The sequence below is a fragment of the Bartonella sp. HY761 genome (assembly GCF_026743145.1).
In the GTDB taxonomy this organism is placed as follows: domain Bacteria; phylum Pseudomonadota; class Alphaproteobacteria; order Rhizobiales; family Rhizobiaceae; genus HY038.
Genome location: NZ_CP104887.1, coordinates 1,872,005 through 1,897,712, shown reverse-complemented (window position 1 = coordinate 1,897,712; position 25,708 = coordinate 1,872,005). Strand labels below are relative to the sequence as shown.

At 41.1% G+C, this 25,708-nt stretch carries 26 protein-coding genes; 15 read left to right on the top strand and 11 right to left on the bottom strand.

Annotation, left to right across the window (positions count from 1 at the left end):
* Positions 1 to 177 precede the first annotated feature (177 nt).
* The 6 genes from secY to rplQ all read left to right on the top strand — a co-directional run bounded on the left by secY (position 178) and on the right by rplQ (position 4,723).
* Complete coding sequence (secY, locus tag N6A79_RS08250) at positions 178 to 1,509, top strand: preprotein translocase subunit SecY (protein WP_182417115.1); 1,332 nt, start codon at positions 178 to 180, stop codon at positions 1,507 to 1,509.
* The gene (locus N6A79_RS08245) at positions 1,506 to 2,084 is read left to right on the top strand and encodes an adenylate kinase (RefSeq protein ID WP_182417114.1); all 579 of its coding nucleotides are present in this window, start codon (positions 1,506 to 1,508) and stop codon (positions 2,082 to 2,084) included. The genes secY and N6A79_RS08245 overlap by 4 nt, the downstream gene beginning before the upstream one ends.
* A gap of 177 nt (positions 2,085 to 2,261) precedes the next feature.
* Positions 2,262 to 2,630 carry a 30S ribosomal protein S13 gene (rpsM, locus tag N6A79_RS08240; RefSeq protein WP_182417113.1) on the top strand — a complete coding sequence of 123 codons (369 nt, stop codon included), beginning with the start codon at positions 2,262 to 2,264 and terminating at the stop codon, positions 2,628 to 2,630.
* A 143-nt stretch (positions 2,631 to 2,773) separates the two neighbouring features.
* Entirely contained in the window at positions 2,774 to 3,163 is a 390-nt protein-coding gene (gene rpsK, locus N6A79_RS08235; protein ID WP_182417112.1) for a 30S ribosomal protein S11, read from the top strand.
* Between the two features lie 93 nt (positions 3,164 to 3,256).
* Positions 3,257 to 4,270: a DNA-directed RNA polymerase subunit alpha gene (locus tag N6A79_RS08230; protein ID WP_182417111.1), complete on the top strand. Its 1,014-nt coding sequence runs from the start codon at positions 3,257 to 3,259 to the stop codon at positions 4,268 to 4,270.
* Between the two features lie 24 nt (positions 4,271 to 4,294).
* Entirely contained in the window at positions 4,295 to 4,723 is a 429-nt protein-coding gene (gene rplQ / locus N6A79_RS08225; RefSeq protein WP_262097502.1) for a 50S ribosomal protein L17, read from the top strand.
* A 4-nt stretch (positions 4,724 to 4,727) separates the two neighbouring features.
* Here rplQ and N6A79_RS08220 read toward each other — a convergent pair whose 3' ends face one another.
* On the bottom strand, positions 4,728 to 4,886 hold the full coding sequence (locus N6A79_RS08220; RefSeq protein WP_268545573.1) for a hypothetical protein: 159 nt from the start codon (positions 4,884 to 4,886) through the stop codon (positions 4,728 to 4,730).
* Between the two features lie 296 nt (positions 4,887 to 5,182).
* Here N6A79_RS08220 and N6A79_RS08215 point away from each other — a divergent pair, with 296 nt between their 5' ends.
* Positions 5,183 to 5,830, top strand: a complete 648-nt coding sequence (locus N6A79_RS08215) for a hypothetical protein (protein WP_268545572.1) — start codon at positions 5,183 to 5,185, stop codon at positions 5,828 to 5,830.
* A gap of 105 nt (positions 5,831 to 5,935) precedes the next feature.
* Here the strand turns inward: N6A79_RS08215 and N6A79_RS08210 are convergent, their stop codons facing one another.
* The 4 genes from N6A79_RS08210 to N6A79_RS08195 all read right to left on the bottom strand — a co-directional run bounded on the left by N6A79_RS08210 (position 5,936) and on the right by N6A79_RS08195 (position 10,746).
* Entirely contained in the window at positions 5,936 to 7,189 is a 1,254-nt protein-coding gene (locus tag N6A79_RS08210) for a class I SAM-dependent RNA methyltransferase (RefSeq protein WP_268545571.1), read from the bottom strand.
* Positions 7,186 to 7,938, bottom strand: coding sequence for a TlyA family RNA methyltransferase (locus N6A79_RS08205; protein WP_268547567.1), 753 nt, complete (start codon positions 7,936 to 7,938; stop codon positions 7,186 to 7,188). The genes N6A79_RS08210 and N6A79_RS08205 overlap by 4 nt, the downstream gene beginning before the upstream one ends.
* 39 nt (positions 7,939 to 7,977) lie before the next feature.
* Positions 7,978 to 9,897 carry a 1-deoxy-D-xylulose-5-phosphate synthase gene (gene dxs / locus N6A79_RS08200; RefSeq protein WP_182417107.1) on the bottom strand — a complete coding sequence of 640 codons (1,920 nt, stop codon included), beginning with the start codon at positions 9,895 to 9,897 and terminating at the stop codon, positions 7,978 to 7,980.
* A gap of 483 nt (positions 9,898 to 10,380) precedes the next feature.
* Positions 10,381 to 10,746 carry a response regulator gene (locus tag N6A79_RS08195; RefSeq protein ID WP_262078149.1) on the bottom strand — a complete coding sequence of 122 codons (366 nt, stop codon included), beginning with the start codon at positions 10,744 to 10,746 and terminating at the stop codon, positions 10,381 to 10,383.
* A 253-nt stretch (positions 10,747 to 10,999) separates the two neighbouring features.
* Between N6A79_RS08195 and N6A79_RS08190 the strand changes: the two genes are divergently transcribed.
* Together N6A79_RS08190 and N6A79_RS08185 are read left to right on the top strand one after the other, a co-directional pair.
* Positions 11,000 to 11,287, top strand: a complete 288-nt coding sequence (locus N6A79_RS08190) for a DUF3572 domain-containing protein (RefSeq protein WP_268545570.1) — start codon at positions 11,000 to 11,002, stop codon at positions 11,285 to 11,287.
* Complete coding sequence (locus N6A79_RS08185; RefSeq protein WP_268545569.1) at positions 11,287 to 12,597, top strand: DNA polymerase IV; 1,311 nt, start codon at positions 11,287 to 11,289, stop codon at positions 12,595 to 12,597. The genes N6A79_RS08190 and N6A79_RS08185 overlap by 1 nt, the downstream gene beginning before the upstream one ends.
* Before the next feature lie 57 nt (positions 12,598 to 12,654).
* Here N6A79_RS08185 and aspS read toward each other — a convergent pair whose 3' ends face one another.
* Complete coding sequence (gene aspS, locus N6A79_RS08180; RefSeq protein ID WP_268545568.1) at positions 12,655 to 14,442, bottom strand: aspartate--tRNA ligase; 1,788 nt, start codon at positions 14,440 to 14,442, stop codon at positions 12,655 to 12,657.
* Between the two features lie 157 nt (positions 14,443 to 14,599).
* On the opposite strand from aspS, the gene rnd reads away from it, so the two are divergent.
* Together rnd and N6A79_RS08170 are read left to right on the top strand one after the other, a co-directional pair.
* Positions 14,600 to 15,757 (top strand): ribonuclease D, encoded by a 1,158-nt coding sequence (gene rnd / locus N6A79_RS08175; RefSeq protein WP_268545567.1) that lies wholly within the window; start codon positions 14,600 to 14,602, stop codon positions 15,755 to 15,757.
* A 222-nt stretch (positions 15,758 to 15,979) separates the two neighbouring features.
* Positions 15,980 to 16,945, top strand: a complete 966-nt coding sequence (locus N6A79_RS08170) for a 1-phosphofructokinase family hexose kinase (protein WP_268545566.1) — start codon at positions 15,980 to 15,982, stop codon at positions 16,943 to 16,945.
* 48 nt (positions 16,946 to 16,993) lie between these two features.
* On the opposite strand, the gene N6A79_RS08165 is transcribed toward N6A79_RS08170, so the two are convergent.
* Both N6A79_RS08165 and N6A79_RS08160 read right to left on the bottom strand, forming a co-directional pair.
* Positions 16,994 to 17,959, bottom strand: coding sequence for a hypothetical protein (locus N6A79_RS08165; protein WP_268545565.1), 966 nt, complete (start codon positions 17,957 to 17,959; stop codon positions 16,994 to 16,996).
* A gap of 53 nt (positions 17,960 to 18,012) precedes the next feature.
* On the bottom strand, positions 18,013 to 18,891 hold the full coding sequence (locus N6A79_RS08160) for a LysR family transcriptional regulator (RefSeq protein WP_268545564.1): 879 nt from the start codon (positions 18,889 to 18,891) through the stop codon (positions 18,013 to 18,015).
* A gap of 90 nt (positions 18,892 to 18,981) precedes the next feature.
* Here N6A79_RS08160 and N6A79_RS08155 point away from each other — a divergent pair, with 90 nt between their 5' ends.
* Positions 18,982 to 19,386, top strand: a complete 405-nt coding sequence (locus tag N6A79_RS08155; RefSeq protein ID WP_268545563.1) for a CidA/LrgA family protein — start codon at positions 18,982 to 18,984, stop codon at positions 19,384 to 19,386.
* Complete coding sequence (locus tag N6A79_RS08150; RefSeq protein ID WP_268545562.1) at positions 19,373 to 20,089, top strand: LrgB family protein; 717 nt, start codon at positions 19,373 to 19,375, stop codon at positions 20,087 to 20,089. The genes N6A79_RS08155 and N6A79_RS08150 overlap by 14 nt, the downstream gene beginning before the upstream one ends.
* An 18-nt stretch (positions 20,090 to 20,107) precedes the next feature.
* Here the strand turns inward: N6A79_RS08150 and N6A79_RS08145 are convergent, their stop codons facing one another.
* The 3 genes from N6A79_RS08145 to rplM form a co-directional block, all read right to left on the bottom strand.
* Positions 20,108 to 22,060 carry a P-loop NTPase fold protein gene (locus tag N6A79_RS08145; protein WP_268545561.1) on the bottom strand — a complete coding sequence of 651 codons (1,953 nt, stop codon included), beginning with the start codon at positions 22,058 to 22,060 and terminating at the stop codon, positions 20,108 to 20,110.
* 139 nt (positions 22,061 to 22,199) lie between these two features.
* Complete coding sequence (gene rpsI, locus N6A79_RS08140) at positions 22,200 to 22,691, bottom strand: 30S ribosomal protein S9 (RefSeq protein WP_182417095.1); 492 nt, start codon at positions 22,689 to 22,691, stop codon at positions 22,200 to 22,202.
* 2 nt (positions 22,692 to 22,693) lie between these two features.
* Positions 22,694 to 23,158: a 50S ribosomal protein L13 gene (gene rplM, locus N6A79_RS08135; protein WP_182417094.1), complete on the bottom strand. Its 465-nt coding sequence runs from the start codon at positions 23,156 to 23,158 to the stop codon at positions 22,694 to 22,696.
* A gap of 345 nt (positions 23,159 to 23,503) precedes the next feature.
* On the opposite strand from rplM, the gene N6A79_RS08130 reads away from it, so the two are divergent.
* A complete protein-coding gene (locus N6A79_RS08130; protein ID WP_262078140.1) occupies positions 23,504 to 23,929 on the top strand; it encodes a CoA-binding protein in 426 nt (141 codons plus the stop codon).
* Positions 23,930 to 23,991: 62 nt separating this feature from the next.
* Positions 23,992 to 25,275, top strand: a complete 1,284-nt coding sequence (locus tag N6A79_RS08125; protein ID WP_268545560.1) for an O-acetylhomoserine aminocarboxypropyltransferase — start codon at positions 23,992 to 23,994, stop codon at positions 25,273 to 25,275.
* Positions 25,276 to 25,708: the final 433 nt, after the last annotated feature.

The following is a 25,708-nucleotide window of genomic DNA, read 5'->3' as shown; positions in this document are numbered from 1 at the left end:
TCATAATTAATTAATAAAAATAATTAGTTACGGTGTTTTTTGTAAAAACATCTTTAACTTATGGCTTATGATAGTAGTTGGTTGCTATTAGTAACTGATTCTAAATTTGGATTGATTACTGTTTTTTCAGTGTCAGTTCCGGGTAGTACCCGATTGGCGACATACCGGAGAAAATATATGGCTTCAGCCGCAGAACAATTGGCGTCAAATCTGAATTTTTCAGCATTTTCGCGCGCTAGCGAATTAAAACAACGTATATGGTTTACATTGGCTGCTTTATTGGTTTACCGATTAGGGACCTATATTGCTATGCCTGGCATAGATACACAAGCTTTGGAAGATGCATTTACCAATCATGCTGGCGGTGTTCTTGGTTTGTTTAATATGTTTTCCGGTGGTGCTGTTAGCCGTATGGCTATCTTTGCATTGGGTATTATGCCTTATATTTCGGCATCTATTATCATCCAATTGATGACTGCAGTTATTCCTTCTCTTGAAGCTTTGAAGAAAGAGGGCGAGTCTGGGCGTAAGATTATTAGCCAATATACACGCTATGGTACTGTGCTTTTGGCTATTGTTCAGGCTTATGGTATTGCTATAGGGCTTGAAGCAAGTAATCTTGTGGTTGATCCGGGTTGGGCTTTCCGTCTGTCTGCAGTTATTACCCTAGTTGGTGGTACTATGTTTATGATGTGGCTTGGTGAGCAGATTACATCACGCGGCGTGGGTAATGGTATTTCATTGATCATCTATGTCGGTATCGTTGCAACGTTACCTGGTGCTGTTGCTCAAATGCTACAGCTTAATAGAGATGGTCAGCTTTCTGCATTTATTGTTTTTGCTGTTATCGTTCTTGTTATTGCACTTATTGCTGTTGTTGTTTTTGTTGAACGTGCGCAGCGCCGGTTAATGGTGCGTTATCCTAAGCGACAAGTTGGTAATCGCATGTTTGAAGGTGATACTTCAAACCTTCCATTAAAGATCAATACAGCTGGTGTTATTCCGCCTATCTTTGCGTCTTCTTTATTGTTGATGCCATCTACGCTTGGAGCATTTACTCAAAATCCACCAAGTTGGGCTCAACCAATTATAGTTGTGCTTCAACATGGTCATCCGGTATATATGGCGCTATACGCTGCTTTGATGGTATTCTTTTGCTTTTTCTATACTGCAATTGTATTCAACCCCAAGGAAACTGCAGATCAATTAAAAAAACATGGCGGCTTCATCCCAGGTTACCGTCCTGGTGAACGTACAGCTGAATATATTGATTATGTATTGACGCGTATCACTGTCCTTGGTGCGATTTATATTGTTGGTGTTTGTATGTTGCCAGAATTCTTTATTTCGTCGACCGGAATTGGTATGCAGCTTGGCGGTACATCGCTTCTTATTATCGTAACGGTAACACTAGATACAATTTCACAGGTTCAAGGTCATCTCGTTGCGCATCAATATGAAGGCCTAATTAAAAAGTCGAAACTTAGGGGAGGTAAGAAAACACGATGAAACTTATTTTATTAGGACCACCCGGTGCTGGAAAAGGCACTCAGGCTAAGATTTTGACTGAAAAATATAATATTCCACAACTGTCAACTGGTGATATGTTACGTGCAGCTGTTGCTGCTGAAACTGAAGTTGGTAAGCGCGCTAAGGAAGTTATGGCAGCTGGTCAATTCGTTTCTGATGAGATAGTCAATCAAATCGTTGCTGACAGAATTAGCGAGGCTGATTGCGTAAACGGCTTTATTCTTGATGGTTATCCTCGCACTGCAGCTCAAGCTACAGCTCTTGAAGAAATTCTTAAAGCTCGCAATACGCATCTTGATGCCGTCATTGAGTTGAAGGTTGATGAGAATGCTTTGATTAGCCGACTCGAAAGTCGGATAAGAGAAACGCAGGAAGCTGGTGGTAGTATTCGTTCGGATGACAATCCAGAAACATTCGCCAAGCGTTTAGTAGAATATAGAGAAAAAACTGCGCCATTGTCGGATTTTTATCGACAGAATGGCCAGTTGAAAGAGGTTGATGGTATGGCGCAAGTTCATGCCGTAACAGCTGAAATTCAAAGCCTATTACAATAAACTAGGTATTATTTCAGTTCTATATGAATTTGCTTGACTTTTTCGTTAAAATAGGATTAAGACAGCAAATTCATTTTTAAAATGTTATAGCCCTGATGGTTTTCTGTTAAGGGCTATTTTTTCACTGTAAATATATGCGGTATTTGCAGTTGTTAACCAGAACCAAGGAGAAAAGGCGTGGCTCGTATTGCTGGCGTCAACATCCCGACTAATAAGCGCGTAGTAATTGCGCTTCAGTATATTCACGGGATTGGACCAAAATTTGCTCAAGAGATCTGCGAAAAAGTAGGTATTCCTGCTGAACGTCGCGTTAATCAGCTTACCGATGCTGAAGTTTTGCAGATTCGCGAAACTATTGATCGTGACTATCAGGTTGAAGGTGATCTTCGTCGTGAAGTTTCCATGAACATCAAGCGTTTGATGGATCTTGGTTGCTATCGCGGTCTTCGTCATCGTCGTTCATTGCCTGTTCGTGGTCAACGTACACATACTAATGCACGTACTCGTAAGGGCCCTGCAAAGGCAATTGCTGGTAAAAAGAAATAATCATAGCTAGCCAGATTGTTCTGGTTGTCTATTTTAAGATTTGCTGTCCCTTTCTTGCGGCTTGTTGGATTGATAAGTCAAAAATAGGAATGGGTGGAGCTGCTGAAGTTACGGCAGTGTAGAGATCGATTGAAAGGTAGAATATGGCAAAGGAAGCCACACGTGTTCGCCGGCGCGAACGTAAAAATATTTCATCAGGTGTTGCGCATGTTAATTCAACATTCAACAACACAATGATTACAATTACCGATGCTCAAGGCAATGCAATTGCATGGTCTTCAGCCGGTGCGCAGGGGTTCAAGGGTTCACGTAAATCCACTCCATTTGCAGCACAGGTTGCCGCAGAAGATTGTGCGAAAAAAGCTCAAGAGCATGGCATGCGCTCATTGGAAGTTGAAGTTTGCGGTCCAGGTTCTGGCCGTGAATCTGCACTTCGTGCGTTGCAAGCTGCTGGTTTTGTGATTACTTCTATTCGCGATGTGACGCCAATTCCACATAATGGCTGTCGTCCACGTAAAAAGCGCCGCGTTTAATTTGGCTGTTTTATTAGCTAAAGGGGCCCCTTTAGCGTTCATGCTCATTGTCACGAATGGATGGTGACAAAAGCTAAGGACAGGAATTTAATCATGATCCAAAAAAACTGGCAGGAACTAATCAAGCCTAGTAAGGTTGAGTTTCAAAGTGATGCTTCTTTTACGAAAGCCACTTTGGTAGCTGAGCCTCTTGAACGTGGTTTTGGTTTGACTATCGGTAACGCGCTAAGACGCGTTCTTCTTTCATCTCTTCGCGGTGCGGCTGTTACTGCTGTGCAGATTGATGGTGTTCTACATGAATTCTCATCAATCCCAGGTGTTCGCGAAGATGTGACGGATATTATTTTGAATATCAAGGAAATTGCTATCCGTATGGATGGTGACGGTCCAAAGCGCATGGTTGTTCGTAAAGAAGGACCTGGTGTTGTTACCGCTGGTGATATTCAAACCGTTGGCGATAGTGAAATTCTCAATCCTGATCTTGTTATTTGTACACTTGATGAAGGTGCGGAAATTCGCATGGAATTTACCGTTAATAATGGTAAAGGCTATGTGCCTTCCGATCGTAATCGCGCTGAAGACGCACCAATTGGTCTTATTCCAGTTGATAGCCTTTTCTCACCGGTTCGCAAAGTATCCTACAAGGTAGAAAATACCCGTGAAGGACAAGTTCTTGATTATGATAAGTTGACTTTAACCATTGAAACCAATGGTGCAGTTAGTGGTGAAGATGCAGTGGCTTTTGCGGCTCGTATCTTGCAAGACCAACTTTCTGTTTTTGTTAATTTTGAAGAACCACAAAAAGAAGCTCCGCAAGAGCAAGTTTCTGAACTTGCATTCAATCCTGCACTTCTTAAGAAAGTGGACGAGCTGGAGCTTTCTGTTCGTTCAGCCAATTGCCTTAAAAACGATAATATCGTTTATATTGGCGACCTTATCCAGAAGACGGAATCCGAAATGTTGCGGACACCGAATTTTGGCCGTAAATCGCTTAACGAGATTAAAGAAGTTCTCGCTGGCATGGGTCTACATCTTGGTATGGAAATACCAGCTTGGCCGCCAGAGAATATCGATGATCTTGCAAAGCGCTATGAAGATCAATATTGAGCCATTAATTGAAGGAGAAAGCTCATGCGCCATGGTAATTCAGGCCGCAAGCTGAACCGGACTGCAAGTCATCGTAAAGCAATGTTCGCCAATATGGCGGCATCGTTAATCGAACACGAGCAGATCGTGACTACGCTGCCAAAAGCTAAAGAAATTCGTCCAATCGTAGAAAAGCTAGTAACTCTAGGTAAGCGCGGCGGTCTACACGCTCGTCGTCAAGCCATTTCAGCTATTCGCGACGCCAAACTTGTTGCTAAGTTGTTTGATACACTTGCACCTCGTTATGCTACTCGTAATGGTGGCTATTTGCGTATTATGAAAGCCGGTTTCCGTGCCGGTGATAATGCACCTTTAGCTGTAATCGAGTTTGTTGAACGCGATGTTAATGCAAAAGGCGCAGCTGATCGTGCTCGCACTGAAGCTGCTGCAAAAGAAGAAGCAAACGCTGCTTAATTATTTAAGCCCGTTTAGTATTGAAAAAGCCCGCTTTGGAAACAAAGCGGGCTTTTTTGTTTCTATAATCATCATATAATATATGAAAGGTATGGGATGTATTTAAAGTATGCTCAAATGCTTTAGAAGCAATAGCAGCTGTAATTTTTGCATCTTTGCGCATGAGCAAAATACAAGTGTTTTTTATTTTGCCAAAAAGCTATGAACATTATTGTTTGTTGTTATAATAGTATTTTAAAAGCAGATGAAAATTGTCTTTATCAGTTCAAAAAAAATTCGATAAGAAATTATTAGTTTGCAATGAGATGGGGACTCCATAGTCAGTTCATGAAGCTGTTGGTTAATTTTGACCCAGCAACTTCGGCTATATTTTATATTTTGCTGCATTTAAAAATTTAAAAATTGAGTCTAATATTGCTGAACTACTTTTTAATTATAATTTTTATTGAGGGAAGATTTATGCAATTTATAGCGTCTAACTTTAACTATAAATTAGTTTCTAGATTATTTTTGTTATGGATAATATCGTTGTTATTAACAACTCAGGTTAATGCCAAAGATGGCTATGAAATTTCATTGCAATTAGAAGATGGGACGACTCTAGAAGAATTATCTAAGCAATGGTGGATGTGGGCTAGTAGCTTTGAAAATACATCTGATGATCCTATTGATGATGAGGATGGTCATCTATGTTATTTGGGCAATAAGGATCATGTTTGGTTTTTAGCAGGTACTTATGATGGCATGCCAGTTACTAGGCATTGTAATATACCAAAACATAAATATATTTTTTTTCCAGTAGTTAATTTTATTATTGGCGAAAACCCTCGGTCTGCTATTTGTAGCGAAGTGAGCCGCGAGGTTAAGGATATAATGGATACTGCCAGTGGGATCTATGTTGATTTGAGTGATAGTTCATTATTTAAAAACCAAATTACACGTGTTTCAACAAAAAGTTGTTTCAAAATACCAAATGATAGCTATATCTATGCATCAGATGGTTATTGGGTTCTATTGAAATTTTCTGTGGCTGGAGAATATAAATTAAATTTTGGTACTAAAGATGAGTTTTCCCAAGATAATCATTATGTTATTACTGTTGATTAATATCCGGATATTAATCAACAGCTGCTATACATGATTTGAATATTGCGTGAGTTATTGCTAATTATTTATATCACTTAGTGTAAAGAAAACAGGATCTTTTCAACTTTACAGCTTCCAACCAGGTTTTGGATTTCTTTTGCTTAAAAGGGCGACAGCCTCCACATGGGGTGACCATAAGAACTGGTCAACTGGTATCACTTTTTCAAGCTTATAGCCGCCTTTGACAAGGATTGATAAATCACGTGCCAATGTCACAGGATTACATGAAACAGCAACCACGCGGCTAATAATAGCATTGGCTATTTCCTTAGCTTGTTCTTCAGCGCCGGCGCGTGGTGGATCAAAAACAAGGCCATCAAATTGTGCAAGTTCCTTGGCGTTTAATGGTCGGCGGAACAAATCGCGTTCTTCGTGGACAACTGTCTTTAACCCCGTTGCGTAACGGCTTGCGCGATCCAAGGCTTGTAATGCTGCTGCAGTATTCTCAACGGCTTTGACGTTCATTTTTTTTGCCATTGGGAAAGTAAATGTGCCTGATCCTGAAAACAGATCAACTGCATTTTTCGTCTTTTTTAGCCAATTGACTGCAATGCCCGTCATTGCAATTTCTGCTTCCGTGGTAGCTTGTAAAAAACCACCCGGTGGCAGGATAACTTCGACGCCATCAAAATCAATTAGGGGCTTTGCAACTTCAATAATGATTTCATCGTCAATGGCAATTCTTGCGATGTTTAGTTTGATAGCAAGGGTTGTAAGACGCTGGCGGTGGCGATCTTCGATATTTTCAACGCCAGAAATCATGATGTCGAGACCGTTATTAGCAGCCGTCACAGTCACATGAAAACTACGTGCATTATCTTGCAAAACTGCTGCAATGGCATGAATATCATCAAAGCGTGATGTTATAGCCTCAACGGTAACAGGACATTCATGAATCTCAACAATTTCGTTGCTTTGGTAGCGGTTAAATCCAAGTACTAAACCTTTTGGTGTTGCTTTAGCGGTTAAGACGATACGCCGTCTCGTTTGTGGCTCACAGGAAATGAGTGGTGCAACTTCAGTCTTCAAACCACGCGCTTCTAATGCATGAACAACAAGGTCACGTTTCCAAGCTTCATAATTTTCACGGTTCCAATGTTGTAACGAGCAACCACCGCAATCTTCAAAATAGACGCAAGTAGGTTCAATACGCTCATTAGATTTGCTTGTAAGCGCAATGAGCGTGCCTTTATCACCCTCGGTTGCAACATTAGCCTTTTCGCCTGGCAGGGTGAAAGGGACGTAAATATTGCCCGATGAGCCTTTGGCAATACCATCGCCACCAGCTCCAACGGCGCTTATTATAACATCTTTCGTCACTTGTCTTTCACTCCATAAAGTAAGAATTCCTGATTGCCATCTCCGCCTTCAATGGGCGAGGCAATAAGATCAATAGCGCGCCATTGTGGTAAATTATCCAACCACTCAAAAAGCGATGCCTTAACGCGCTCTACCGCCTTTTTGTCTTTAACAAGGCCACCTTTGCCAATGGCTTCGCGCCCAACTTCGAATTGAGGCTTTAGCAATAAAATCGCTTTGGCATTCTTATCAGCAAGTTCGAGTGCTGGTGGCAGTGCAAGGGTTAGAGATATAAAACTAACATCTGAAACCACAAGATTTAGCCTTTCACCGCCAAGGTGTGTTTTTTGCAAATTACGGGCATTCAAACCTTCATGCAGGGTAATTCGCGGATCACCTTGCAAAGATGGGTGAAATTGCCCATGCCCAACATCAATAGCAGTTACATGGCTTGCACCACGTTCTAAAAGTACTTGGCTAAAGCCACCAGTGGAAGCGCCAACATCTATGCAATGACTATTCTTTACATCAATCTTAAAATGATCAAGCGCACCAATCAACTTTAGAGCTGCGCGTGACACATAGGCCTTGGCAGGATCGTCAACCTCAATATTTGCGTCAAAAGGCGTTAAAGCGCCAGCTTTGGTTATTACTGTATTGCCAACTTTAACTGTACCGCGTTCAATTGCATCGCGTGCCCTTGATCTCGATGAAAAAAACTTGCGTTCAACCAATAATTGGTCAAGTCGTAGTCGCGTATTAATACCCATTTGATCAGGCTCTTGATCATCCTCTTTTGGCACTTTATTTTAAGCCCTAATTTGTGGCTGCTTGGCGAGATCTCGTCCAAGTGCATTAAATACTGCTTCAACAATACCGTCATGACCAAGGCCAATACGTGCGAGTACTTTATCTTGATTGCCATGGGCAAGGTAGCTGTCAGGTAGTGTCAGTGTGCGGATTTTTAAGCCATGTTCAAGTAGGCCTTTTTGCGCCAAAAGTTGTAATACCTGTGCGCCAAAGCCGTTCATTGCGCCTTCTTCAATGGTTATTAACACTTCATGCTCTTTAGCAAGGCGTGCGATTAAGTCTTCGTCTAGCGGCTTTGCAAAACGCGCATCTGCAACAGTGGTCGAAAGACCTGCGGCAGCTAGCTCATCTGCAGCCAGCATAGCTTCACCAAGGCGCGTGCCAAAGGATAAAAGCGCTATTTTTGTGCCTTCACGTATAATTCTGCCCTTGCCAATTTCAATGATTTCACCGCGTTGCGGTAATTCAAGACCGGCGCCTTCACCACGTGGATAACGGAAGGAAATAGGCCCTTGGTCATAAGCTGCAGCAGTGCGCACCATATGCATCAATTCAAGATTATCCGACGGTGCCATAACTACAAAACCGGGTAGGGCGGTTAAAAATCCAGTGTCAAAGCTACCTGCATGGGTTGCGCCATCCGCGCCAACAAAGCCTGCGCGGTCAATGGCAAAACGAACAGGCAAATTTTGTATTGATACATCATGGACAATTTGGTCATAGCCACGTTGTAAAAAGGTTGAATAAATGGCGGTAAATGGCTTGAAACCTTCAGCTGCAAGGCCAGCTGCAAAGGTTACAGCATGTTGCTCGGCAATACCTACGTCAAAGATGCGCTTTGGAAATTCAAGCCCGAATTGGTCAAGCCCAGTGCCACCTGGCATTGCGGCTGTAATGGCAACAATTTTATCATCATGGCGCGCTTCTTCAATAAGGCTTGATGAGAAAACCTTGGTATAGCTTGGCGTATTGCTTGGTGCTTTTGCTTGCTTACCAGTGATAACGTCAAATTTGTTAACGCCGTGATATTTGTCGCTTGCGGCCTCTGCTGGTGGATAACCTTTACCTTTTTTGGTGACCACATGAATGAGGACAGGACCAAAGGGATTTTCACGAACATTTTTTAGCACAGGTAATAGATGGTCGAGATTATGGCCATCAATTGGGCCAACATAATAAAGACCCAACTCTTCAAACAATGTGCCGCCGGTTAACATGCCGCGTGCATAGCCTTCAGAGCGGCGCATTCTATCCCAAAAGAATTTTGGCAATTTTTTTGTAAGTTCTTTGGCACGCTCACGCAAAGTTCTAAAGCCGGGATTAGAAACAAGGCGTGCAAGATAAGCGCTCATTGACCCTGTCGATGGCGCAATGGACATATCATTATCGTTTAAAATGATAATGAGGCGGGCATCCATAGCGCCTGCATTATTCATTGCTTCATAAGCCATGCCGGCTGACATCGACCCATCACCAATAACGGCAATCACATTGCGCTTTTCATCATTAAGTTCGGCGGCAACGGCCATGCCGAGGCCTGCTGAGATCGACGTTGAAGAATGCCCCGCACCAAAAGCATCATAATCACTTTCGCTACGTTTGGTAAAACCTGAAAGCCCATTTTCTTGGCGCAATGTTCGGATAGTATCGCGTCGTCCAGTTAAGATTTTATGTGGGTAAGCTTGATGGCCTACGTCCCAAATAATGCGGTCGTGGGGTGTGTCAAAAACATAATGCAGCGCAACGGTTAGTTCAACAACACCAAGTCCCGCACCCAAATGACCGCCTGTGACCGAAACTGCATCAATCGTTTCGCTACGTAGTTCTTCTGCCAATTGCGGCAAGTCAGCTTCTGACATTTTGCGCATATCAGCTGGGAATTGAACCTTATCTAGTAGCGGTGTCGTAGGACGTGACAATATAAAACTCCGTTGCTGCAACTTGGTCTTTTAAAATATTTCTATTTTTCTAAAATAGCTGCCTTAACGCAAATTACAGAAAAATGATATAATTTATTTTAATATCCTAAGGGATTTCGCTTCATCATTTATGATGGTTTGTAAAAATTGCTCATAGTGTGAATAATTTAAGCACTTGAGCAATGCAAAATGGCTCTCATATAAAGCCACTTTACTCTTATAATATGCTAAAAAATAGTCTTTTTTCAATAACAGCTATTAAATTTGTTTTAATTTAAAAAATAGCTAAAAGCATAAAAATCGCATTGTATTGCCTTTTTTTGACCATGTTAGACGGCAAAAAAGCTAAATTGCAACTATAATAGGCCTTGAAACAAAAGAAACTGCTATTTAAATATCTTATTTATATGCTTGTGACAGTTTAAAACCATTTTCGGGTTGATGGACATCATGGTGTAGCGGCAATAAAGCCCCGTTGTCGTTTTAGTCAAGAAAGCGTTTAATTGTTTCCATAAATTGCGGAACGGATATTGGTTTTGACATATATTCTTCGCAGCCACCTTCTCTTATACGCTCTTCATCACCTTTCATAGCAAAGGCTGTCACTGCAATAACTGGAATAGATGCAAGTTCACCATCAGCTTTTAATTGCCGTGTTACATCAAGGCCTGAAATTTCTGGCAATTGAATATCCATTAAAATGAGGTCTGGTTGGTGCTCGCGCGCCAACTCAAGAACCGTTAAACCATTACGTGTTGTTACTGTTTCATAGCCGGTCGCTTCAACAAGATCGCGAAAGAGCTTCATATTGAGTTCATTATCTTCAACAATTAAAACTTTTTTAGCCATGGTTTAAGTCTTCCTGCTTTAATTTTGTCTTTTTGCGGCAATTTGCAAAATTCCGAGAATTTAAAGCGCCTTTGAATGAATATTTTTTGTTCAGCTTTACAAAAAGCTCGACAAAATTACATGATACCAATTAGCAGATTATTTGCTATAAGGAAATGGCAAGCTTTTGCACGGTCAAAAGCATAAGTAGTTATTTTAGTGCTATTAGCAAGGTGTAGCATGGATCAACTCACATAATGAGGTAAATGGGTTAATGAAACATAGTGTTAATCATGAGCAGGCTGAAACTATTGCAATTACTGCGCTTGGCTTTTTAGCTGGTGATCAAGAATTATTGGAGCGGTTTATGGCAATAAGTGGCATTGCTGGTCAAGATATCCGGCAAGCCGCTAGCAGTCCAGGCTTTTTAGCAGGTGTTTTGAGCTTTTTGCTAAATCATGAGCCAAGTTTGTTGATGTTTTGCCAGAGTTCCAATATTCAACCAGAGCGCGTTGCCGAAGCATTTGCTGCGCTGCCAGGTGGCTCACCGATTGAGTTTTAATGGAAAAGCAAAACGATTTCTCAACGCCAGTTTTTGGATTTTGCCGAGATTGCCTCACCATACAGCGCGATAAGCGAAAGCGATGTGTGAAATGTGGCAGCCCCCGCATTATCGCTCATGATGAGCTTTATAGCCTTTCCATCGCGCATATTGATTGTGATGCCTTTTATGCCTCTGTTGAAAAGCGTGATAGGCCTGAATTGCGCGATAAGCCGGTAATTATTGGTGGCGGCACGCGCGGCGTAGTGTCTACATGCTGTTATATTGCGCGTATTTATGGCGTGCGTTCAGCCATGCCGATGTTTAAAGCATTAGAAGCATGCCCGCAAGCAGTGGTTATTCCTCCAGATATGGCAAAATATAGTAAAGTAGGTAAAGATATTCGCCAAATGATGCTAGAACTTACGCCATTAGTTGAGCCGCTTTCCATTGATGAAGCGTTTTTGGATTTGCATGGCACTGAGAAATTGCATAAGTCGCCACCGGCCTTTACTCTTGCACGTTTTGCCAAGCGCATTGAGAATGAAATTGGCATTAGTGTTTCTATCGGTCTTTCTTATTGTAAGTATTTGGCCAAAGTTGCCTCTGATCTTGATAAGCCTCGCGGTTTTTCAATTATTGGCCAAAAGGAAGCTTTGTCCTTTTTAGCTACCCAAGAAGTAAAAATGATTTGGGGCGTTGGTAAAATGATGGCGGCAAAACTTAATAATGATGGCATATTCACGATTAGCCAATTGCAAGAAATGGAAGAGGTCGAGCTCATGCGCCGCTATGGCGTGATGGGGCAACGTTTGTTTCGTCTTTCCCGTGGGGTAGATGATCGCAGTGTTGAGCCTGAAAATGAAATGAAGAGCGTGTCTGCCGAGCGCACTTTTGAAAGAGACTTATCAAAACGTGAAGACCTTATTGCGGTTTTACGTCATTTAAGTGAGCTGGTTTCACAGCGTTTGAAAAAAGGTAATATTGCTGGGCAAACCGTAGTGTTAAAATTAAAAACCAAGGATTTTAAATTACGTACGCGCAATCGTCATTTGAGTGATCCGACGCAAATAGCTGATCGCATTTTTCGTGTAGGGGTGGACTTATTGGATCGTGAATTAGATGGTAGTTCTTTTCGCCTGCTTGGCATTGGTGTTCAGCAATTAAGTGATGATGAACAAGCTGATCCGATTGATTTAGTTGATGAACAGGCAACAAAACGAGCAGCCGCTGAAACAGCGATAGATAAATTGCGTGATAAATTTGGATCAAAAGCAGTAGAGACCGGATTTACCTTTGGCAAAAATCCGATAAAATCATCCAAAGAGTAAATTAAAAACTGCATAAAATAAAAAGGCCGGTAAAACCGGCCTTTATGTTGTTTTACCTTACGCCTTTGTTGGGGGCGCCAATCTAATATGCAAATCACGCATTTGCGCAGGCGAGACATTAGAAGGTGCGCCCATCAACAAGTCAAATGCTTGTTGATTCATTGGGAAGAGTGAAATTTCACGCAAGTTTTGTGCACCTGTGAGCAACATGACAATACGGTCAACACCTGCTGCCATACCACCATGCGGCGGTGCGCCATATTGGAATGCACGATAAAGACCGCCAAAACGCTCTTCTACTGTTTCACGCGATAGGCCCGCAATTTCAAAGGCTTTAACCATTGTTTCTGGAATGTGGTTACGAATACCACCAGATGCAATTTCAAAGCCATTACAAACCATATCATATTGGAATGCTTTAATGGTAAGTGGATCTTGATTTTCCAGCGCATCCATTCCACCTTGTGGCATAGAAAATGGATTATGTGCAAATTCAATGCGCTTTTCATCCTCATTCCATTCATAGAATGGGAAGTCGATAATCCAAGCAAGTTCAAAACGATTATGGTCGACAAGACCAAGGTCTTCACCCGCGCGTGTACGGGCCGCGCCTGCAAAAGACACAAATTTTTTAGGATCACCTGCAACAAAGAAGCAAGCATCACCATCATTTAATCCAAGCTGTACGCGGATAGCCTCAGTGCGCTCTGGACCAATATTTTTGGCAATTGGACCTGCGCCTTCAAGCACTTCACCTTCTTTACGCCAGAAAATATAGCCAAGACCTGGTTGGCCTTCTTTTTGAGCCCAACTATTCATGCGGTCACAAAATGCTCGGCTACCACCGGTTTTGGCCGGGATTGCCCAAACTTCAGCCTTGGCATCATTGGCAAGAATATTGGCAAATACCTTAAAGCCTGAACCACGGAAATGCTCAGAGATTTCTTCCATAATAATCGGATTGCGAAGATCTGGCTTATCACTACCATATTTACGCATCGCATCATCATAGGTAATGCGTGGCATTACATCATTGACTGGTTTAACGCCGGCAAATTCCTTGAAGATGTCACGGATAACTGGCTCCATTGTGGTAAGAACATCTTCTTGCTCAATAAAGCTCATTTCAAGGTCAAGCTGATAGAACTCACCAGGTAAACGATCTGCGCGTGGATCTTCATCGCGAAAGCATGGTGCAATCTGGAAATAGCGATCAAAGCCGGAAACCATCAAAAGCTGCTTATATTGCTGCGGAGCTTGTGGCAAAGCGTAGAATTTGCCTTCATGGATACGGCTTGGTACCAAGAAGTCACGCGCACCTTCAGGTGAAGACGCGGTCAAAATAGGGGTTGAAAATTCTGAAAAGCCAATATCATGCATATGACGGCGCATTGACTTGATAATATCAAGGCGGCGCATGATATTCTTGTGCAATGTTTCGCGGCGCAAATCCAAAAAGCGATATTTTAAACGAATATCTTCAGGATAGTCTGGCTCACCAAATACTGGCAAGGGAAGCTCATCTGCTTTAGAGAGGACTTCAATCTCTTTGGCAAAAATTTCGACTTCACCAGTAGGAAGTTGGTTGTTTACGGTGTCTTCTGATCTGGCTTTAACTTCGCCATCAACGCGAATAACCCATTCGCCACGTAAGGTTTCTGCCATTTTGAAGGCAGAAGAATCAGGATCAGCTACAATTTGCGTCAAACCATAATGGTCTCTAATATCAATAAATAGAATTCCACCATGATCACGAACGCGATTAACCCAGCCAGAGAGGCGAACGGTAGAACCAACATCGGATTTGCGCAAAGCTGCACAATTATGGGTGCGATAACGATGCATTTTTAACTGCTTTCTGCTAAAAATTCAAAAAATATGTAAAACTATTGGGCAAAAGCACATTTTACCCTTGATTTGTCAAGCCTAACAGATTGATTGATGCAAAATTTAGCGCAATGGTGCAAGACAGATTTAAAGAAAAGAGATATAGGGGGCAATTATGCACTCAATTACAACAACAAAAGACCTTGAAGCCGCCATTGCCGCCTTGAGCAAGTCCGACTTTGTGACCGTTGATACAGAATTTTTGCGCGAATCGACTTTTTGGCCGCAATTATGTTTAATCCAATTGGCGTCACCCGATTTAGAGGTGTTGATTGATCCATTAGCGACTGGAATTGATCTATCCGCATTTTTTGAATTGATGGGCAATAAAAAAGTTTTGAAAGTTTTTCATGCGGCAAGGCAAGATGTTGAAATCGTCTATCATCTTGGCAACCTTATCCCTATGCCGATATTTGATACACAAGTCGCGGCGATGGTTTTAGGTTTTGGCGACTCGATTTCTTATGATCATCTTGTGCAAAAAACTACCGGCAAACAGCTTGATAAGTCGTCACGCTTTACCGATTGGAGTCGCCGACCATTAAGTGAAAGCCAGCTCACATACGCTTTAGCAGATGTTACCTATTTACGTGATGTCTATTTAGATCTTGTTCGCCAGTTGAAAAAGAGTGGGCGCACAAATTGGCTTGATGAAGAAATGCAAATCTTAACCAGTCCAAAAACCTATGAATATTTGCCGGAAAACGCATGGGCGAGGATCAAGGGTCGGTTTAAAAAACCTCGTGAAGTTGCAGTTTTACAAAAAATTGCGGCTTGGCGTGAAAGGGAGGCGCAAAAACGTGATTTGCCGCGTGGGCGTATTGTTAAAGACGATGCATTAGTTGAAATAGCGATACAGCAACCGCAAACTATGGATGCCTTATCACGGTTGCGTGCTTTACCTAAAGGTTTTGAGCGTTCGCATTTTGCCAATGATTTATTAGCTGCAATTAAAGAGGCTATGGCCTTGCCTAAAGAACAATTACCAATTGTAAAGCCGCCTAAAAATCTGCCTGAAGGTGCCAATAGTGCTATTGATATTTTAAAGTTATTATTAAAAATTATCAGTGAAGAAAATAATGTTGCTGCAAAAATTATCGCAAGCAGTGATGATATTGAAAAAATAGTGGTTGATGGCATTGCTGCAAAAATAGGAGCTATGCATGGTTGGCGCTATGAAATGTTTGGTAAAAAAGCTTTGCAAATGCTTGAAGGTTCCCTTGCTATTAGTTTTGAAAATAACCGGATTAAACTTATCGAAACAGTAAAATAATTTGCAATAAAACCGCCATAGAAATCTGATAAATTGGCTTGGCTTATTTATTAGCATTGCTAGGCGGTATTTTTATTTTGTTATTAGTATTTAAGAATCCAAAAGCCTCGTTTTATTGGCTAAAAAAATTGCAATTATTAAAATCTTTTATTGCTTTTTAAATCGATTTAAATAACATTGATTTTACGAAAGCATTATTTTGTGAGATCAGGGGTTGTAATTATGGCGAATGTTTTAACGGTTACCTTTAATCCAACGGTTGATGCAGCTAGTGAAGTGGATCGCGTACAGCCAACCCATAAAGTACGCACGCGCGATGAAAGTTTTCACCCAGGTGGCGGTGGTATTAATGTGGCGCGTGTTATTCATCGTCTTGGTGGTTCGGTAAAGGCGCTTTACGCACGTGGTGGCGTTATGGGTAGCGTTTTGGATCAGCTATTGGCAAAACGTGGTGTAGATGCTCATATAATACAAATTGCTAGTAATACTCGTATCAATAATGTGATTTATGAAACATCGACTGGTATGGAATATCGCTTCATTGCCGAAGGGCCTATTTTTACCGAGGATGATTGGAAGACGGTGGTTGACTCAGTAAAATCTGCGTCTTGGCACTGGCTTGTTGTTAGTGGTTCACTGCCGCGCGGCGTGCCGATGGATGTTTATGATGAAATGATAGCGATAGCTCGTCAACGCGGCGGTGAGATTGTGATCGATACATCTGGGCCAGCATTGCGCCATGTGCTTGATCTTGGTGGGCTCACGCTTATTAAGCCAAGTCAGGGCGAATTTGAAAACGCCATGGGACGGGAATTTAGAACCGTTGCTGATTTGGCTGAAGCAGCGCATAAGCTAGTATGCCAAAAAAAGAGCCAAATTATTGCTGTTACTCTTGGGCATCAAGGCGCAGTTTTGGCGATGAATGATAAAACACTTTATTTGCCATCACCCCCAGTTAAAGTTATCAGTGCATCAGGGGCAGGTGATAGTTTTATTGGTGGCATGGTGCATGCGCTAGCTCATGGTCAATCAATCGAGGATGCTTTCCGTTTAGGTGTTGCTTGTGGTAGCGCAGCGGTGATGGAAAAGGGTACAGGTCTATGTCAACTTCAAAATATCGAGGAACTATTCCAATATCTTACTCCGAGTGATGGTGCATTTGCGGTTTTACCTATTGATCCAGAATAATAAAATATAGTTATGGCTCAATATCAGTTCTTGAAGTGATGCTTTCATCTAGGGGCTAACCATATTTTTTATTTTTAATGCCTTTGTTTGCAAAGGCATTAGATTTTTGGGGAATTTATTAAAGATTTGATGTCTTCTATTATTTAGAGCTTTGATTTTAATCCAGGGAATTGGTCCATCAAATAGCCTTTTAGTAAATTGATCATCTTGATATTCGGGATAGCGTTTTAATATTCTCATCGCTAAGTTAAGATTTCTGATGCTGCGCTCATCACCGCGCTGAGTATATCCTGAAAGATGAATGATAACACTAATAATATCGTCTATTTTTCCATTATCCAGGTATCCTTGATTTAAAATTGCTGATAACTCATTATATCCTGAAGGATCCATGGCTAAACAATCAACTAAATTAATTCCTATTTCATTGCGTGTCCAAATATCTGCTCCAGCTTTTACAAGAATATCAACACCTTCAAAATTTTGTGCAATAGCAACATCTAAAACCAGTGGTGTATCATTACTGTTTATTTGTATATAATTAGGATCGCCACCAGTTTTAAGATAAATTTTTATAAGTTCATTGATGAATATTAAACCTTCAGCCTCATCATCGCCACCGCCCGGCATTCCTAAGTAATTCATAAAAGTCATCGGATGACGCTTTGATGGTCTACCGACCATAGTTACGTCCGTGCCATTAGCAATCAACGTATCAATTGCTTGTATATTGCGCCTCGACAAGGCATGGAAAAGCAAAGTTATTTCTCGTCCATAGCGTTGATTTATCGCTCCCTGCGGAAGTTTTGCTAAATCGCTTTCGCCGATATCTTGATGTCTTTCAATTTTTTGTGCCAAATGATAGACATCACGATCATAATCACGAAACAAACGATCAGATTGTGGGGTTGGCATTAAAGTCATATGATTATAAGTTTGATACCCTACAATAAGCAATAAAATGATTGCAGCAGTCGAAAAGATTATTTTCAATATTGAATGCTTATTTTTCATTTTATAAATCTCTACAATATTGGACCTTCATTGATATTTATCTGCAATTTTGTTCAATTATTGTGGAATTTTTTCGATAGTTGAAGCCAAGCTTTTGCTGCCTCTGATAGATGTGCATTTTCTCGCCAAAGAATAACCATATGCCATGCGATCGGGTGGTCTTCAATTTCAATACGTTGCACGCCGGGATAAGGGCGGGCTTCTGCAATCATTTTAGGTAAAAATCCAACCCCCATATCCGCGGCAACTAAACCAAAGATAAAGTCTATCTGGCTTGATTTGGCTGATATTTTAGGTACAATTCCAACTTCGGTGCAGGCATCTAAAACAATTGGTGTTAAAGCAAATTGGCTTTCAAATAAAATAAAGGGATGAATGGCAAGTTCTGCCAATGATGCTTTTTTTCGTCCTGCCGCAGCACTATCCGACATCAAGGCGACTAAGGGCTCGTTGCGTACTTCTTGGTAATTAAAACCTTTGGTAGTTGGTACCAAGGTTGCGGCAAGTTCTATATCACCGTGACGCACCATTTCTTCAAGTTTTTTGCCGCCATGTTCCACAATTTCAATATCAATATTTGGATATTGCGTTGTGTATTGTGCTAAAACAGGGGCAAATAGTACCGAACTTCCAATAGGTGGTAAGCCAATACGCAGCAAGCCGCGCTTCATGCCTTTTATATCCGCAACCTCACGTAAAATAGCGTCTTCTTCTGCTAAAATTCGCAATGCATGTTGGTGGACGCGCTTGCCAATTGCAGTAAGGCGAACGCCGTTTTTTCCGCGTTCAAGCAAGGTAACATCATAAAATGTTTCAAGCTGACTAATCGCCTTGCTGATGGTTGATTGAGTCGCATTCATGGCAAGGGCTGCAGCCGAAAAGCTGTTTAAACGTACTACTTCAACCAAGGCTTTTAACGAACGTGTGTGCATGATATTCCAATTTAGAATAGTTTTGATGAAATCAATTCACTTTAAGAATAGATAATAATGATCTATATAAAAGGTCAAGGAGTTTTTGCCATGAGCCGTCGTTTATTCATTCAGTCACGCTTTTTTATGCATCGCAGTTTAATTGCACAAATGATGCTTATTGGTGCTTTTTGGCTTTTGGGTGAGGTGATTGCTCGCTATGCGCATTTACCTTTGCCTGGCGGCATTATTGGTCTTGGTCTTGTTTTATTAGCATTGGGTTTGGGTTGGCTTAGTCTTTCAAGTATGAAGCGTGGTGCCAATTGGTTATTGGCTGAAATGCTATTGTTTTTTATTCCGGCAGTATTGGCCCTGCTTGACCACAAAGAGTTTATTGGTTTTCTTGGTTTAAAAATTCTCTTAGTCATTCTTGCAGGCACCTTAGTGGTGATGAGCGTTACAGCTTTGACGATAGATCTTTGTTACCGTTGGACTTTACGTCATGAGCAGCGTTAATTTTTTCTATAATCCACTTGTGCAAACTGTTTTTTGGTCTTTGCTTACTATTGGGCTTTATTATGCTGCAAAAGCATTTTATCGCCGCTTCACCTTTTGGTGGCTAACACCGCTTGCCGTAACACCTTTACTGGTCATGGTTTGTGTTGTGATGCTAAAGGGCGATTATGCGCATTATATCAGCTCCACCCATTGGTTAATGGCAATTTTAGGGCCCGTTACCGTTGCTTTTGCAATTCCCATTTGGCAGCAACGTGAGGTTATCCGTAAAAATTGGGTGATTTTAGCCATTGGTGTTTTGGCGGGTTCCACAACTGCCATGCTGACCGCCTATGGCTTGGCAACTATGTTGCAGTTAGATGAATCTATGCGGCTTAGTCTGTTGCCGCGTTCGATGAGTACGCCTTTTGCCATGACGGTATCAAGTGATATTGGCGGCATACCCGATTTAACGGCAATTTTCGTTGTTTTAACCGGTGTTTTTGGTGCAGCCCTTGGCGAGTTGGTTATGAAAGTTTTGCCTTTGCGCAGCAAAATTGCGCGAGGCGCACTATTTGGTATGGGCGCGCATGGCGCGGGGGTGGCGCGCGCCCACCAAATAGGCGTTGAAGAAGGATCAATCGCCGGCCTTGTGATGGTGTTGGTGGGCATAGTTAATGTAATGTTGGCACCAGTGCTCGGCTATGTGCTGCATTTACTTTAAAAACAATCAATTTTGAATCTATTTCAAAATTAATTTTTTAAAATACCCATCTAAAAGAAGTTTTCTATGGGTTTTAAATGGCTCGGACAGCATTGCTACTTGTTTTTGACATTCGTCTTCTAGTTGTTTTAACCAGCTTTGTTCTTTTTGTCTTAAGTTGGCTTCATTTTGGTAGCGGTTTATTAGTGCTCTAATAGCCAAAGGAGGCATGTCATGTATTTCGCCCGCTATATTTATTAGTCGGGCAAAGTCTTCTACATCAACATAATTCATTAGCGGAAATGAAATATACTGTTCCTCACTCATATTTTTGAAATTATCTTTTGATATAAAATTAATAAGTGTTCGGCTGTTTCTTAGGGTTTTTATAGCTCTTTTTGTTGTGTTAGCTTTGATTTTAGCCACTAGACTCTGAGCGCCTTCTAAATAATATCCATATCCACTATATCCATTAAATCTCAAGTCGTTTAATTCATCAAAGCTAGCAGGTATATTTTGAGCGTTTAGCGAAGTTAAATATTTAGTAAAATATTCCTCCAAACTTTCTCCATTAGGCAGAGGGTTGTAATTCATTTCGATCAATAGATTGATGTGACTTGCAACTTGTAAGATATCTCCCATTCTTGTGAATTTTAAATTCCTTAATGCCTCCATTACAGGTTGAAGATTTTCCTCAAGTTTATTTGGGTCATTAAATTGCCACCCAAATAATCTTATCCATAGAATAGATATATTTTCATCGTTTTGTTTAGGCTTACGTAACAGGTAGTTTTGCTTAAATGATTCAATCAATGATTTCTCAAGAGGTAATATACCTTTTTCGATCAATAAACCAACATTACTATATTCAATTGCAGTTTGTTGCCATTGAATATTGCTATAACGCTTTTCTAAAATGTCATAATCATTAGGTTGTTTTTGCGCTTTACCTTTTGCTGTAAATTCCTCGACAAGTAGTTTTCGATCAAAATCGGTTTTAAGAAAATCAGAAAGAATGTCCTCTGTGGTTGATCTCATTTGAATTACTATTCCTGATGGCTGTAAAATTATGCCAGCACGATATTCCAAGGTAATTACAATGATCTTTAACAAAAGATCGCTTAATTGGGCGGAATAAATTTCGTTTTCTTGTTTACTTTCAATTTCAATATTGCTCAAAAAGCTATGCAAACGCTCGAAGGTAAAGAATGCTGCTTTTAAGCTTCGTAAGTTATTGGTATGAGATTGTTTGAAAATATCAGTTATGGTATTTTTATTGGCTGATATAAGTTCTTTTACCGCCTTGCTATCTAGTTTTTCAATAAATATATCTAAAGCGCATTTAATATCTGGCTTTATTTCCAAAGTTTGACCGATGAGCTTTTCTTTAACTTGCTCATAGGTTGAAAAGCCGGGATCTTGTTTGTTATTTGATAGATCGTTGCCAAAAGGTTCTTTGAGCTTGTCTTCATCTGCAACCAAAATAACTTTTAGCTTATCATGCTCAACAAAATTGTTAATGTAGCCAAAGAGGTTGGATAAGGGCAGGCGGCAACGCTCAATATCATCAAAAATAAAAGCGGCGTTTTTGACTTTCGGTAATAATTTTTTTAAATCTTGCGCAAATTTTTTAGTGTCAAAGCCAACGCCGTAGATTTGCGGGGAAGCAACAATGCTCCCCAAAAAACTTTTTCCTAATTTTACAGCTGTATTACTAAGCCATGTATGAGCTGCCGTAAATATACGCTTTTCAATTTCCTCGACTGTATCAATACCGTTAAGGCTAACGTAGATCCAATTAAACTCTTTGTTCTCTTTAAGTTTTTCATGTGGGGAAAGTGCGTCATACTGCTTTTTCAAATCAAAAATAAAATGGGTTTTGCCGCTGCCCCATTTGCCCGTTAACAATATGGCAAATTGTGCGAAGTTTTCATTGTTGAGATAATCTTTAATATAGGCTGCAACTTCTGCGTTATGGGCTTGGTTTTCCATTGATAACTCTTTGCGCTTTAATGCTTAGTTTGATTGGTTATCATTTATAATGGATAATTTTACTTAATTTGCAATGGAAAAAAACAATAAAAAAAACCCCGCATAAAGCGGGGTTTTCCAAAAAATATAAAGCGAAATATTAACGCTTTGAGAACTGGAAAGAACGACGGGCTTTAGCTTTACCGTATTTCTTACGTTCAACAACACGGCTATCACGGGTAAGGAAGCCACCCTTTTTAAGAATAGCGCGCAATGCTGGTTCATAATAAGTAAGCGCCTTGGAAATACCATGACGAACTGCACCAGCTTGGCCTGAAAGACCGCCACCAGCAACGGTTGCAATGATGTCAAATTCACCATCACGGTTTGTTGCAACGATTGGCTGACGAAGAACCATCTGAAGAACAGGACGGGCAAAATACTTATCAAATTCTTTGCCGTTTACGATGATCTTACCTGAACCTGGCTTTACCCATACGCGGGCAACAGCGTCTTTACGCTTGCCGGTTGCATAGGCACGGCCAAGGCTGTCAAGCTTTTGTACGTGAACTGGTGCGCTTTCAACTGCAGCGGCAACAACATTGCCTGCTACTGCACCAAGGTCAGATAGGGAATTGATTTGCTCGGCCATGATTAAGCAATCCTTTTATTCTTACGGTTTAGCGCTGCAACATCGAGCGCTTCCGGCTGCTGAGCTTCATGGGGATGATTTGTGCCTGCATAAACGCGCAGGTTTTTCATTTGGCGGCGGCCTAGTGGGCCACGTGGAACCATACGCTCAACGGCTTTTTCTACGACGCGTTCAGGGAAACGGCCTTCAAGAATTTGGCGAGCTGTACGTTGTTTAATGCCACCAATATAGCCAGTATGCCAATAGTAAACTTTGTCAGTAAATTTCTTACCGGTCAAAACTACCTTGTCAGCATTAATGATAATGACATTGTCACCATCGTCAACGTGAGGGGTAAAGGTTGGTTTATGTTTACCGCGCAAACGATTGGCAACAAGTGAGGCAAGACGACCAAGGACTAGGCCTTCAGCGTCAATAATAACCCACTTTTTTACCACTTCGGCTGGCTTTTGTGAAAAGGTTGCCATAGAAGTTTTCCTTAAAATAGATCCATGCACAAATATGATAATAAATCATAATGAGGCAGGCTTTTTTTGTTGCTTATATTGCAGCATCACATGCTACAAAAGGTGAGGGATGTGATATCCCAATCCAGTCCTTGTCAATAAAGCGTGAAAGCTTAAAAAGCAAGCAAAATTATTTTGCAATAAAATTAATTAGTATAATTAAATCAATTGGTTGTTTGTGTGGTACTATATTACCGTATTAATTTTGGTTTGATTTTGCTTATTTGGGGCTAAAGTCAAGGTCTATTTTGCGTGTAATAGCTGAAAAAAGCGGTATAGTTTTATAAGAATCAAGGAGGATTTCTTATGGCCGATTTACTTTTAGATGATGATGAGATTTTATCAGCTCTTAACCGTGTAAAAACCATTGCACTGCTTGGCGCGTCCCCTAATCCGGCGCGACCAAGTTTTGTGGTAATGGAATTTTTATTAAGCCGCGGGTACAAGGTCATTCCGGTAAATCCGGGGCAGGCTGGCAAAGAAATTTTGGGTCAAAAAGTTTATGCTCGTTTGGCAGATATTGATGAACCAATCGATATGATTGATATTTTCCGCAATGTTGATGCTGTTCCTGCAATTTTGGATGAAGTATTGGCTTTGCCCCATAAACCATTTCTTTTTTGGATGCAGCTTGGCATTGCCGATATTATTTCAGCTAAACGCGCGATTGAAGCGGGTATTAATGTAGTGATGGATCGTTGCCCCCATATTGAGTTAGAGAAATTTTCTTAAAATATAATTGTACTGATTGACGACTATTGTTTTGTTGTTTGTAAATTAAAAGGGAATATATAATGAGTGACAATGCAAAGCATTTCGACACCTTAGTAATACATGCAGGCGCTGCACCTGACCCAACAACAGGTGCGCGTGCAACGCCAATTTATCAAACAACTGCTTATGTTTTTGAAGATGCCGATCAGGCGGCAAATCGATTTGCTTTGGCAGAGGCTGGCAATATTTATACGCGCATAACCAATCCTACCCAAGCAGTGCTTGAGGAACGAATGGCCGCATTGGAGGGCGGTGTTGCAGCCCTTGCGACCGCAACCGGCCATGCAGCAGAATTTTTAACCTTCCATACTTTGATGGAGGCAGGTGATAATTTTATTGCTGCCCGTCAACTCTATGGCGGTTCGATCAATCAATTTGGCCAAGCATTTAAATCTTTTGATTGGCAGGTGCGGTGGGCAGATGGTACAGACCCAGCGAGTTTTGCGGCGCAAATCGACGGGCGTACCAAAGCAATATTTATTGAAAGTTTTGCCAATCCCGGTGGCATTATTATTGATATTGCAGAAATTGCCAAGGTGGCTAAGGCTCATAATATTCCACTTATCGTCGATAATACAATGGCAAGCCCCTATCTTGTGCGGCCAATTGAACATGGCGCTAATATTGTTATCCATTCCATGACTAAGTTTATTGGTGGTCATGGCAATTCCATGGGCGGTGTTATTATTGATAGCGGTAATTTTGATTGGCATAAATCAGGTAAATTTAATAAATTGACAGAGCCGCGCCCCGATTATGCTGGTCTTGTCATTGCTGATGCTTTTGGAAAGGCTGCTTTTGCATTGGCGGCGCGTGTGCTTGGCATGCGTGATTTTGGCCCAACCATATCGCCATTTAATGCTTTTATGCTGCTAACAGGGGTTGAAACTCTTTCACTGCGTATGCAAAGACATTGCGATAATGCTTTGGCGGTGGCTGAATATTTGCAAAATCACCCACAAGTTTCATGGGTTTCTTATGCTGGTTTAAAGAATAGCCCCTATTATGCTTTACAACAGCGTATTGCGCCACTTGGAGCTGGTTCGGTTTTTACCTTCGGCATTAAGGGCGGCTATGAGGCAGGTGTGAAATTTGTTGCAGGGTTAAAGCTGTTTTCCCACCTTGCTAATATTGGTGACACGCGCTCACTGGTGATTCATCCCGCCTCAACCACGCATCGTCAATTAAATGATGAACAAAAACATGCCGCTGGTGCAGGGCCAGAAGTTATCCGTCTGTCGATTGGTATTGAGAGTATTGACGATATTATCGGTGATTTAAACCAGTCTTTTGCGCAAATTTAGCTTCTGTTTCACACTCAATATAAGCTGTGTAATACAGACGGTCAAAGGTTGATTATGGGTTAAGATGGGAGGAAGCAAAATAAAAAGACAACTCCACTTAGGCAATAAAGAGGGAAAATCTAAGTGGAGTTGTCATGAAACATACTGAGCACGGGGAAGATCAGTATGTTTAGCCCAGTTACCGGGCATAGATACTTTTTATGCGGGGGACTTAAAAAGTATCAAAGGATAATCGCTTAGGAGCTATCCAAGATTTCATGTTTAGAATTAGTGCACCAAAGCTTAAAAAAAAGGGGGGGTAGTCTTTTTTTTAAGCATTTTTTGTTTGGTTATCGTTGAAAACATCAACCAAACGATTTGCAATCTTTCATTTCATTCGTCTTGTTGCAGGTAAAATGCTTGAGACAGAATAAAGTTCCAACTTTTTTTATAA

Bases quoted from the DNA above. Each gene is read 5' to 3' on its own strand.
- N6A79_RS08205 (WP_268547567.1), bottom strand. From the start codon at position 7,938: ATGGGTATTAATACGCGACTACGACTTGACCAATTATTGGTTGAACGC.
- secY (WP_182417115.1), top strand. From the start codon at position 178: ATGGCTTCAGCCGCAGAACAATTGGCGTCAAATCTGAATTTTTCAGCA.
- N6A79_RS08170 (WP_268545566.1), top strand. From the start codon at position 15,980: ATGGCGAATGTTTTAACGGTTACCTTTAATCCAACGGTTGATGCAGCT.
- N6A79_RS08245 (WP_182417114.1), top strand. From the start codon at position 1,506: ATGAAACTTATTTTATTAGGACCACCCGGTGCTGGAAAAGGCACTCAG.
- aspS (WP_268545568.1), bottom strand. From the start codon at position 14,442: ATGCATCGTTATCGCACCCATAATTGTGCAGCTTTGCGCAAATCCGAT.
- rplM (WP_182417094.1), bottom strand. From the start codon at position 23,158: ATGGCAACCTTTTCACAAAAGCCAGCCGAAGTGGTAAAAAAGTGGGTT.
- N6A79_RS08150 (WP_268545562.1), top strand. From the start codon at position 19,373: ATGAGCAGCGTTAATTTTTTCTATAATCCACTTGTGCAAACTGTTTTT.
- N6A79_RS08215 (WP_268545572.1), top strand. From the start codon at position 5,183: ATGCAATTTATAGCGTCTAACTTTAACTATAAATTAGTTTCTAGATTA.
- N6A79_RS08230 (WP_182417111.1), top strand. From the start codon at position 3,257: ATGATCCAAAAAAACTGGCAGGAACTAATCAAGCCTAGTAAGGTTGAG.
- rpsI (WP_182417095.1), bottom strand. From the start codon at position 22,691: ATGGCCGAGCAAATCAATTCCCTATCTGACCTTGGTGCAGTAGCAGGC.
- rpsK (WP_182417112.1), top strand. From the start codon at position 2,774: ATGGCAAAGGAAGCCACACGTGTTCGCCGGCGCGAACGTAAAAATATT.
- N6A79_RS08125 (WP_268545560.1), top strand. From the start codon at position 23,992: ATGAGTGACAATGCAAAGCATTTCGACACCTTAGTAATACATGCAGGC.
- N6A79_RS08190 (WP_268545570.1), top strand. From the start codon at position 11,000: ATGAAACATAGTGTTAATCATGAGCAGGCTGAAACTATTGCAATTACT.
- N6A79_RS08165 (WP_268545565.1), bottom strand. From the start codon at position 17,959: ATGAAAAATAAGCATTCAATATTGAAAATAATCTTTTCGACTGCTGCA.
- N6A79_RS08130 (WP_262078140.1), top strand. From the start codon at position 23,504: ATGGCCGATTTACTTTTAGATGATGATGAGATTTTATCAGCTCTTAAC.
- rnd (WP_268545567.1), top strand. From the start codon at position 14,600: ATGCACTCAATTACAACAACAAAAGACCTTGAAGCCGCCATTGCCGCC.
- N6A79_RS08155 (WP_268545563.1), top strand. From the start codon at position 18,982: ATGAGCCGTCGTTTATTCATTCAGTCACGCTTTTTTATGCATCGCAGT.
- N6A79_RS08185 (WP_268545569.1), top strand. From the start codon at position 11,287: ATGGAAAAGCAAAACGATTTCTCAACGCCAGTTTTTGGATTTTGCCGA.
- rplQ (WP_262097502.1), top strand. From the start codon at position 4,295: ATGCGCCATGGTAATTCAGGCCGCAAGCTGAACCGGACTGCAAGTCAT.
- N6A79_RS08145 (WP_268545561.1), bottom strand. From the start codon at position 22,060: ATGGAAAACCAAGCCCATAACGCAGAAGTTGCAGCCTATATTAAAGAT.
- N6A79_RS08160 (WP_268545564.1), bottom strand. From the start codon at position 18,891: ATGCACACACGTTCGTTAAAAGCCTTGGTTGAAGTAGTACGTTTAAAC.
- N6A79_RS08220 (WP_268545573.1), bottom strand. From the start codon at position 4,886: ATGCGCAAAGATGCAAAAATTACAGCTGCTATTGCTTCTAAAGCATTT.
- N6A79_RS08195 (WP_262078149.1), bottom strand. From the start codon at position 10,746: ATGGCTAAAAAAGTTTTAATTGTTGAAGATAATGAACTCAATATGAAG.